The sequence below is a fragment of the Micromonospora sp. S4605 genome, from assembly GCF_003176715.1.
Classification (GTDB): domain Bacteria; phylum Actinomycetota; class Actinomycetes; order Mycobacteriales; family Micromonosporaceae; genus Micromonospora; species Micromonospora echinaurantiaca.
Window position 1 is genome coordinate 1 of record NZ_QGSW01000366.1, and the last position, 8,967, is coordinate 8,967.

An 8,967-nucleotide genomic window follows, 5' to 3' on the forward strand; every position below is an offset into this window, starting at 1 on the left:
TTCGACGTGGTGCTGGTCGGGGCTACCGGGTTCACCGGGGGGTTGACCGCGGAGTATCTGGCGCGGCACGCGCCGGCGGGGCTGCGGTGGGCGCTGGCCGGGCGGAACCCGGGCAAGCTGGCGGCGGTCCGCGAGCGGCTCGCCGCCATCGACCCGGCGCTGGCCAGCCTGCCCCTGCTCACCGCCGACGTCACCGACCCGGAGTCGCTGCGCTCGGTCGCGGAGAGCGCCCGGGTGGTGGCCAGCACGGTCGGCCCGTACGTGCACCACGGCGAGCCGCTCGTCGCCGCCTGCGCCCGGGCCGGCACCGACTACCTGGACATCACCGGCGAACCCGAGTTCGTCGACACCATGTACCTGCACCACCACGCCGAGGCGGTACGCACCGGAGCCCGGCTGGTGCACGCCTGCGGGTTCGACTCGATCCCGCACGACCTGGGCGTCTGGTACACGGTCAGGCAGTTGCCGGCGGACGGCCCGATCAGCGTGGACGGCTACGTCCGGGCTGGCGGCCGGTTCTCCGCCGGCACCTACCACTCGGCGCTCACCGCGTTCTCCCGTACCGCCGAAGCGTCCCGGGCGGCGCGGGAGCGGCGGGCGGTCGAACCACGCCCGGCCGACCGCCGGGTCCGCGCGGTGCCCGGCCGGCTCGCCCGCTCCGCCGAGCTGCGGGTCTGGGCCGTGCCGCTGCCCACCATCGACCCGCAGGTGGTCCGCCGCTCGGCCGCGGCCCGACCGGAGTACGGCCCGGACTTCCGTTACCGGCACTTCGCCGCGGTGAAGCGGCTGCCCACCGTGCTGGCCGGCGCGGCCGGGCTGGCCGCCGTGGTCGCGTTGGTGAAGCTGCCGCCGACCCGGCGCTGGTTGTTCGGCCGGCTCGCCTCCGGGCAGGGGCCGACGCCGCAGCAGCGGGCGAAGTCCTGGTTCCGGGTCCGGTTCGTCGGCACCGGCGGCGGCCGGCGGGTGCTGACCGAGGTGGCCGGCGGCGACCCGGGCTACGACGAGACGGCCAAGATGCTCGCCGAGTCGGCGCTCTGCCTGGCGCTGGACGACCTGCCGCCGGCCGCCGGCCAGCTCACCCCGGTCGCCGCGATGGGCGACGCGCTGCTGGACCGGCTGACCCGGGCCGGGCTGACCTTCCGGGTGCTGGACGACCCCGCCGCCGGGGCGGCTTGACCCTCGACCTGGTTGAGACGACAGGATCAGCGGCCGTGGAGAGCGACCTGCGCAGCATCGGCGAGCTGGCCCGGGCCAGCGGCCTGACGGTGAGCGCCCTGCGGTTCTACGACTCGGCCGGGGTGCTGGTCCCGGCGCGGGTCGACCCGGTCACCGGGTACCGCTGGTACACCGACGACCAGGTGGCGCCGGCCCGGCTGGTGGCCGGGCTGCGTCGGGTCGGGATGCCGGTGCCCGAGATCGCGCGGGCGGTGCGGGCCGAACCGGCCGAGGTGCACCGGCTGCTCGACGCGCACCTGCGCCGGCTGGAGGACGGGCTCGCCGACGCCCGCCGCGAACTCTCCCGGATCCGCGCCCTGATCGATCCCGGGGAGCGGCCGATGTTCACCCGCCTCGTGCTGTCCCGCGCCGACCTGGCCGCCGCCGTGGACGCCGTCCGCTTCGCCGTCGGCGCCGACCCCGAGCTGCCGGTGCTGGCCGGCGTGCTGTTCGACATCGGCTCGGACGGGGTCCGGCTGGCCGCCACCGACCGGCACCGGCTGGCCGTGACCCGGGTCGGTGGCCGGCCGGACGGCCCGCCGGTACGCGCGCTCGCCCCGGTCGGCTTCGTCGACGAGGTCCGCGCCCTGCTCGATACCGGCGCGGACAGCACCGCCGAGGCGTGGCTCACCGTGGCCGGCGACACCATCGCCGTCTCGGTGGCCGGGCGCGGCGTCGAGGCCACCGCCCTGCCGGACGAGTTCCCGGATTACGCCCCACTGCTGCGGCCACTGGCCGACGGGTCGCCGGCGCACCGGCTGACGGTCGACGTGGCCGCCCTGCGGGCCGCGCTGACCAGCCCGGACGCCCCGGTAGTGCCGCGCGGACACGACGGGGTCGAGCTGTCCGTGACGGTGCTCGGCCTGGCCGAGGAGGGCGGGCTGCGGCTGCTCGGCGCCGACGAGCTGACCGACGACCCGGACGTGTTCCGGATCGGGGTCAACGGTGGCTACCTGCTCGACGCGCTGGACGCCGGCGGCCGGGGGGAGCTGGTGCTGGAGCTGGACGACCCGATCGCCCCGCTGGCCGTACGCCGGCCGGACGACGCCGACTCGTTCTCCATCCTGATGCCGATCCGGCTCTGACCGCCTGACGCCGATCCGGCGCTGACCGTCGCCGGTCCCGCCCGGGGAGCGCGGGGCCGCGACGGTAGCATCTGGAGGTCCACCTGACGTCCGGACGGAGGCGTACGGAGCAGCATGCTCGACATGGAGTTGATCCGGAAGGATCGGGACGCGGTGGCGACCGCGCTGGCCAAGCGGCTGGACCCGGCCGAGGTGACCCGCGCGCTGGACGAGCTCCAGCAGCTCGACCAGCAGCGACGCAGCCTGATCACGGAGATCGACGGCGAGCGGCAGCGCCGCAAGGCCGAGGCCCGGGCGTACGCGGAGGCGAAGCGGGCCGGTCGCGAGCCGGAGGTCGCCGCGCCCGAGGCCGGCCGCAAGCAGCTCGCCGAGCTGGAGGCCGAGCTCGACGAGGTGCAGGCCCGGCTGCGCGACCGGATGAGCGAGCTGCCCAACCTGCCCGCCGACGACGTCGTCCCCGGCGGCAAGGAGGCCAACCGGGTCGTCCGGACCTTCGGCGAGCCGCCGGCCATCGAGCAGGTCCGCGACCACGTGGAGCTGAGCCGCGCGCTCGGCCTGGTCGACCACGAGCGCGGGGTCAAGCTCGGCGGTTCCGGCTTCTGGATGTACACCGGCCTGGGCGCCCGGCTGGAGTGGGCGCTGCTCAACTGGCTGATCGAGCAGAACATCGCGGCCGGCTACGAGTTCCTGCTCCCGCCGCACCTGCTGCTGGACAGCGCCGGCTTCGCCGCCGGGCAGTTCCCCAAGTTCTACGACGACGTCTACCACCTGGACCGGCAGTCCGCCCCGCGTGGGCAGTTCCTGCTGCCCACCGCGGAGACGGCGATCCTCGGCGCGTACCAGGACGAGATCCTGGAGACCGCGAAGCTGCCGCTGAAGGCGTTCGCCTACACCCCGTGCTACCGGCGCGAGGCGGCCGGCTCGCACTCCGACGAGCGGGGCACGGTGCGCGGCCACCAGTTCAACAAGGTGGAGATCTTCCAGTTCACCCTCCCGGAGCAGGCCGACGCCGCGTTGGCGGCGATGGTCGGCCACGTGGAGAGCCTGGTCGAGAAGCTGGGCCTGCACTACCAGACCAGCCTGCTCGCGGCCGGCGACGCGAGCGCCTCGATGAAGAAGACTTTGGACATCGAGGTGTGGATGCCGAGCACCGGCAAGTACAAGGAGGTGTCGTCGGTCTCCTGGGCCGGCGACTACCAGGCCCGCCGGGCGGCCATCCGCTACCGGGAGCCGGGCGGCAAGCAGACCCGCTTCGTGCACACCCTCAACGGGTCGGCGCTGGCCACCAGCCGGCTCTTCCCGGCCATCCTGGAGCAGTTCCAGCAGGCCGACGGGTCGGTGCTGATCCCCGAGGTGCTCCGCGACCGGCTGGGCACCGACCGGCTCACCCCCGCCCGCTGACCCCGGCCCGCTGACCCCGGCGACCCGCAACTTCGGCACCGACCGGGACGGCCGGCGCCGGCACGGCCACCTCAGGCGGGCTGTCTGGACGCGCACCCCTGCCTCCGAGCGTGATACCTCACAGTCATTTCGATGACTGTGAGGTATCACCCTCCGGCCGACAGCCGCCGGCCGGAGCGACCGGCGCCACGGCGCCGGGTCCACCGGCGCCACCCCAGGCGAGGCCGGCGCCACGCCGGCCGGGGCGTCCCGGTGCCGGGGCGCCGGGCGGGCGGCGAGCCGGAGCAGCAGCAGCGCGGCCAGCGCCCCGGCGAGCCAGGCCGGCCCGATCCCGTCGAGCGCGGTGACCAGGGCCCGCTGCACCCGGCCGGCAGCCGCCACCACCGGGTCGGCCAGCGCGTCCCGACGGCCGGCCGCGAGGCGCGCCTCGTACCTGCCGTACCAGGCGACGTAACCGCCGGCGAGCAGCAGCACCAGGCCGCTGAGCCGGGGCACCAACGCGCCAGCGGCGCGCAGCCGGGCCACCAGGTGGCCGCGCAGCAGCGCCACGCCGAGCGCGGCCACCGCGACCACCAGGCCCATCCCCAGGGCGTACGCCCCGAACAGCGCCAGCCCGCGCGGCGTGGACCCGGCCTGGAGACTGGTCACCACGGTCGCCAGGAACGGCGCGATCGCGCAGCCCAGCGACGCGACCGCGTACGCCATGCCGAACAGCGTCATGGACGGCCAGGAGCGGGTCAGCCGGGGCGCCCGGGCCAGCGGGCGGAGGGTGGGCAGGCGCCGGCCGGCGAGCAGCCAGCAGCCGAGGGCCACCAGCAGCAGCCCCAACCCGACGGTGAGCCAGGGCAGCCGGGGGCGCAGCCAGCCGGCCAGCGGCGCCAGCGCCAGCCCGAACGCGCCGAAGACCAGGACGTACCCCAGGGTCAGCCCGGCGGCCGCGGTGAGCGCGCGGCCGACCGCGCCCCGGCCGTCCGGGGCACCGGCCACCAGCAGCGACAGGTACGCCGGCAGCAACGCGAAGCCGCACGGGTTGACCGCGCCGAGCATGCCGGCGGTCAGCGCCAGCAGCAGCGGGGTCTCCATCAGCCGGCCAGCGCGGCGACCCGCCGGGTGAGGTCCTCGCCGTCGAGGAAGCCCTGGTGCACCACCGTGCCGCTCCGGTCGATGATCACGAAGGTGCTCTGCTCGACCACCTCGAAGCGGCGCCACAGCGCGCCCGCCCGGTCGTCCAGTTGCGGCGTCCCGGCCAGCTCGAACTCGGTGACGAAGTCCTTCATGGCCCGCTGCTCGCCGAGCCCGGCCACGCCGACGATGGGCACCGTGTCCCGGTACTTCGGGGCCACCTCGGCGACCGTCCAGGCCTGGCTGGCACAGGTGGCGCACCACGGCGCCCAGAACCAGAGCACCACCGGCCGGCCGGCCAGCCCGGCGCCGGAGAACGCCGCCCCGTCCAGGGTGCGCGCGGTGAAGGCCAGGGTGTCCGGCACCGGCGCGGCCGGCGCGGCCGGCCCCGCCGATCCGGTCGGCGACGGCACGGTCCCGCCGGAGGGTGACGGCGCGGTGCCGTCGGTGGCGACGGCCGCCGGACCGGCCGGAGCTGCTCCGCCCGCGCAGGACGTCGCACCCAGCACGACGGCGAGCAGCACCGCGAGCGGGCCGGCGAGCCGGCGGGGGGTGCGGCGTGGTGACCGCCCGGACCTGACCGACCGGCGCAGCGTCCGCATCACGTCTCCCTTCGCAGCTGGCTACTCGGCCTTGGCCAGCCGCAGGGCCAGCTCGGGGCAGACCTTGACCGCCTTCAGCGCGCCCTCGCGCAGCCAGGTCGGCACGGGGGTGGACGGGAAGGCGGGGTACCCGTTGGCGTCCAGCCGGATGAAGTCGGGCACCACGTGCGCGCAGAGCCCGTGCCCGTCGCAGCGGGACCAGTCGAGGGTGAGCTTCTGCGGGTTCGGGTCCGGTGCGCCGGGCAGGCCCATCACACCCTTGACCCGCCGGCCGCAGCCCTCGCCGGTGGTGTGCAACCGCAGGTCCTCGGCGAAGACCTCCATCGCGGAGAGGGCGAACCGGGCCGTACCGTCGGGGTGGCTGCACGCGCCGCGGCCCTTCACGTCACCGGCGGCGGCCCGGACCACCTCCACCGGCGCGCTGCCGGAGACCGCCAGGTCGACGGCGCGGGCCAGGTCGGGCAGGCCCATCTTGCACGGGCCGCACTGCCCGGCGGACTCGCCGGCCAGGTAGCGGACCACCTGTGCGGCCTCACCGAGCGGGCAGGTGTCCGCGCCGAGCGGAACGATGATGCCGGCGCCGAGGGTGCCACCGACCGCGGCCAGCCCCTTGCGGGAGATCTCCGCCCGGTCGGCGGCCTCCTGGGTGATCCACTTGCCGTGGTAGCCGCCCATCAGGATGCCCGGACCGTCCGGCACCTCGCACAGGTCGAGGATCTCCCGCAGCGGGGTTCCGGCGGCGCACTCCACCACCGCCGGCCGCTGCGCCGCACCGGTGACGGTGAGCAGCACGGTGCCCGGCTCGTCGTCGGTGCCGAGCGCCGCGTACTCGTACGGGCCGAGCCGGGCGGCGATCGCCAGCTGGGCGTAGGTCTCGGCGTTGGAGAGCAGGGTGGGCAGGCCGCCGACGCCGGAGTCGCTGGAGCGCTTCTTGGTGCCGGGCGGGATGTGCGGCAGGCCGTTGATCCCGTTGACCAGCGCGCCGCCCTCGCCGGAGATGAACCGGTGCGGCACGGTGACGACGGTGGTCGGCACCGGCATCCGGCGCTCCTGCAGCGCCTCGGTCAGCGACTCCTTGCCGACCCCGTCGTCGGCGATGCCGATCACGATCTCGTCGGCGTCGAGCGCGTACGCGGCCAGCGCGGCGCCGTCCAGGATGAGATGCGGGGCCCGGGTGAGCAGCACCTTGTCCTTCCAGCTGGCCGGCTCGCCCTCGGTGGCGTTGACCACCACCACGGCGGTCAGGTCCTGCCGCTCGCAGGACTCCAGCACCGCGCGGAGCTTCGTGGCGAACGGGAAGCCGGCACCGCCCTTGCCCTTGAGCTGGATGCCCTCGGCGAGCCGCAACAGGTTGGCCGGTTCCATCGGCCCGATCGGCCCGTGCACCTCCTCGTGGGCGAGCAGGTCGAGGCGGCCGAACTCGGCGAAGCCGGCGGTGAGCCGGGGCTCGCCGACGCAGGCCACCGCGGGCACGGTGGTCCGCATCACCGCGCCTCACCCCGCAGCCCGGCCCAGTACGCCCCGTCCACCGCGTCGGCGTTGGCCCGGCGCCGGCGGCGGCTCTCCTTGGCCTCCCGGCGGGCTCGCCGAGAGGCGAGGTCGACCAGGGTCGGGGTGTCGTCGGCCGGGATCTCCTCCGGGACGTACCGGGCCGGCGGGCGCCAGTAGTCCGGCTCCTCCGGCACGTCGTCCTCGGCGCTGTGCCGGCCCCCGCCGCTGCGCGGCGCCGCGGAGATCGGCCCGCCCGAGATCGGCCCGGCCGAGACGGGGCCGGCAGAGATCGGCCCGGCGGAGATCGGGCCCGCGGAGATCGGCTCGGCGGCCTCCCAGCGGCGCGGGCTGTCCCACGGCTCCTCCGGTTCGTCGGCCCGCCGCCGGGGCGGCGCCGAGTACCGGGTGCCGGCGTCTGCGTCGACCTCGACCCGGGACCGGCGGCTGATCCGCCCGCTCTCCTCGTCGCCCCGCCGGCGTCGGCCGGTCGGCGCCAGCTCCTCGTCGTCCCGGCCCCGCCGGCCGGTCGGCGCCAGGTCCTCGGCGTCGCGGCGGCGCCGGCCGGTGGGGGTCAACTCCTCGTCCCGGCGGCGGCCGGACCGGGCCGGTTGCTCGGCCCGGCGGGACCGCCGCTCGGCGCGCTCCGGTTCCTCGCCGCGCCGGCGGGTCGCCCGCCGCTCCGGCTCCTCCTCCCGGCGGCGCCGGGTGGCCGGCTCCAGCTCGTCCTCGCGGCTGCGGGCCACCGCTTCCCGTTCCTCGGTGCGGCGCCGGCGGGCGGTCGGCACCAGCTCCTGGTCGCGGCGGCGGGCGGGGCGGACCGGCTCGCGCAGCGACCCCGGCTCGGGCACCACCGGCACGGTGAACCGCTCCGGGTCGCGCCGCTTGGCGCCGGGTGCGGTCCAGGTGCCGGCCAGGGTGGTCTCCGCCCAGCTGCTGTCCCGGCCGGCGCGGTCGCCCTCGGCACGGCGGCGGGACAGGCCACCGAGCAGCGACCGGCCGTTGCCGTCCTCGGCCGGTCGGGCGGCCAGGGCCTGGTTCATCGCGGCCGCCTGGTGCTGCTCCCGGGTGCGCCGGCCGAACGTCACCGAGAGGCGGACCAGCAGCGCCAGCACGACCAGCAGCACGCAGGCGAGGTAGCTGAGCACCACCCAGGAGCTCGCCGGCCGACCGGCGTTGAGCCCGTGCAGGATGGCGAACGGCCAGGAGAGGTACGCGGTCGAGTGCAGCGTCCGCCACAGCCACTTCGGGCCGACCCCGGCGAACCGGGCCCGGACGATGCCGGTCCAGAGCACGCTCACCATGAGCAGCCCGGCCACTGTGCCGAGGCCGACGTAGAGCCCGCCGCCGCCGACGAACGGCACGATCGCGTCGGTGCTGGCCGCCCGGCCGGTGGCCACCTTGGTCAGCACGTGGAAGACGAGCCCGGCGACGCCGAGGATGCCGGTGGCCCGGTGCGCGGACTGGAGCAGCACCCGGTGCCGGATCAGCAGCACCAGCCGGTCGGTGGCCAGCAGCCCGAGCATCACGGTGAGGCTCAACGCCACCAGGGCGATCACGCCGGCGAAGAACTCGGTGAAGAAGAAGCCGTAGGCGTACGCCGTCTGGCCGGCGCCGGTGAGCATCGTCCCCGCCCACAGCGCGGCGATCGCGGACACGGTCAGCACGGCCATCGCGGGCCGGGACCGGGTACGGACGCCCCGGCTGGTGCTGGTGGTCCGGACGGTGGCCGGTTTCTGGTTCTGCTTGACCCGGGCCATCTGCTCCTCGATCGTCTCGCGGCGGCGCACCGCCGGCCGACCCTGCTCCCCCATCGAGTACGGAGCGACGGCGCGGTCGGATCACCGACCCGGGAAAAATTTCCGTCCGGTCGTCGAACCGTCCGGGCGCCCGCCGCGTGTAGTGGCATCCGCCCTCGACAGCCCGCCGCAAGCAACGACGAATTTCCATACGTTGACAGCCGCTGCAACGCGCTTGTAATCTTTCCGAAATCTTTCAGCCTCGATTGCAAGATTCGGGCAGCTGAGAGCCCCCTCTCCCGCACCACCACCCGG

6 protein-coding genes and 1 pseudogene are annotated in these 8,967 nt (G+C 75.8%); 3 read left to right on the forward strand and 4 right to left on the reverse strand.

Annotation, left to right across the window (positions count from 1 at the left end; translation table 11 throughout):
* The 3 genes from DLJ47_RS30645 to serS form a co-directional block, all read left to right on the forward strand.
* Positions 1-1,176, forward strand: a 1,176-nt coding sequence (locus tag DLJ47_RS30645) for a saccharopine dehydrogenase family protein (RefSeq protein ID WP_109905231.1), incomplete at its 5' end; no start/stop codon positions are given.
* 47 nt (positions 1,177-1,223) lie between these two features.
* Positions 1,224-2,300 (forward strand): DNA polymerase III subunit beta family protein, encoded by a 1,077-nt coding sequence (locus tag DLJ47_RS30650; protein ID WP_109905239.1) that lies wholly within the window; start codon positions 1,224-1,226, stop codon positions 2,298-2,300.
* Between the two features lie 114 nt (positions 2,301-2,414).
* The gene (serS, locus tag DLJ47_RS30655; protein WP_109905233.1) at positions 2,415-3,701 is read left to right on the forward strand and encodes a serine--tRNA ligase; all 1,287 of its coding nucleotides are present in this window, start codon (positions 2,415-2,417) and stop codon (positions 3,699-3,701) included.
* A 192-nt stretch (positions 3,702-3,893) separates the two neighbouring features.
* Here the strand turns inward: serS and DLJ47_RS37985 are convergent.
* The 4 genes and pseudogenes from DLJ47_RS37985 to DLJ47_RS30675 form a co-directional block, all read right to left on the reverse strand.
* Positions 3,894-4,787: pseudogene (locus DLJ47_RS37985) on the reverse strand (cytochrome c biogenesis CcdA family protein); the annotation flags it as partial.
* Entirely contained in the window at positions 4,784-5,425 is a 642-nt protein-coding gene (locus DLJ47_RS30665) for a TlpA family protein disulfide reductase (protein ID WP_109905235.1), read from the reverse strand. The gene DLJ47_RS30665 and the pseudogene DLJ47_RS37985, both read right to left, overlap by 4 nt.
* 21 nt (positions 5,426-5,446) lie before the next feature.
* Complete coding sequence (locus DLJ47_RS30670) at positions 5,447-6,913, reverse strand: NADH-quinone oxidoreductase subunit NuoF family protein (RefSeq protein ID WP_109905237.1); 1,467 nt, start codon at positions 6,911-6,913, stop codon at positions 5,447-5,449.
* A complete protein-coding gene (locus tag DLJ47_RS30675; protein ID WP_233258106.1) occupies positions 6,910-8,727 on the reverse strand; it encodes a hypothetical protein in 1,818 nt (605 codons plus the stop codon). The genes DLJ47_RS30670 and DLJ47_RS30675 overlap by 4 nt, the downstream gene beginning before the upstream one ends.
* Positions 8,728-8,967: the final 240 nt, after the last annotated feature.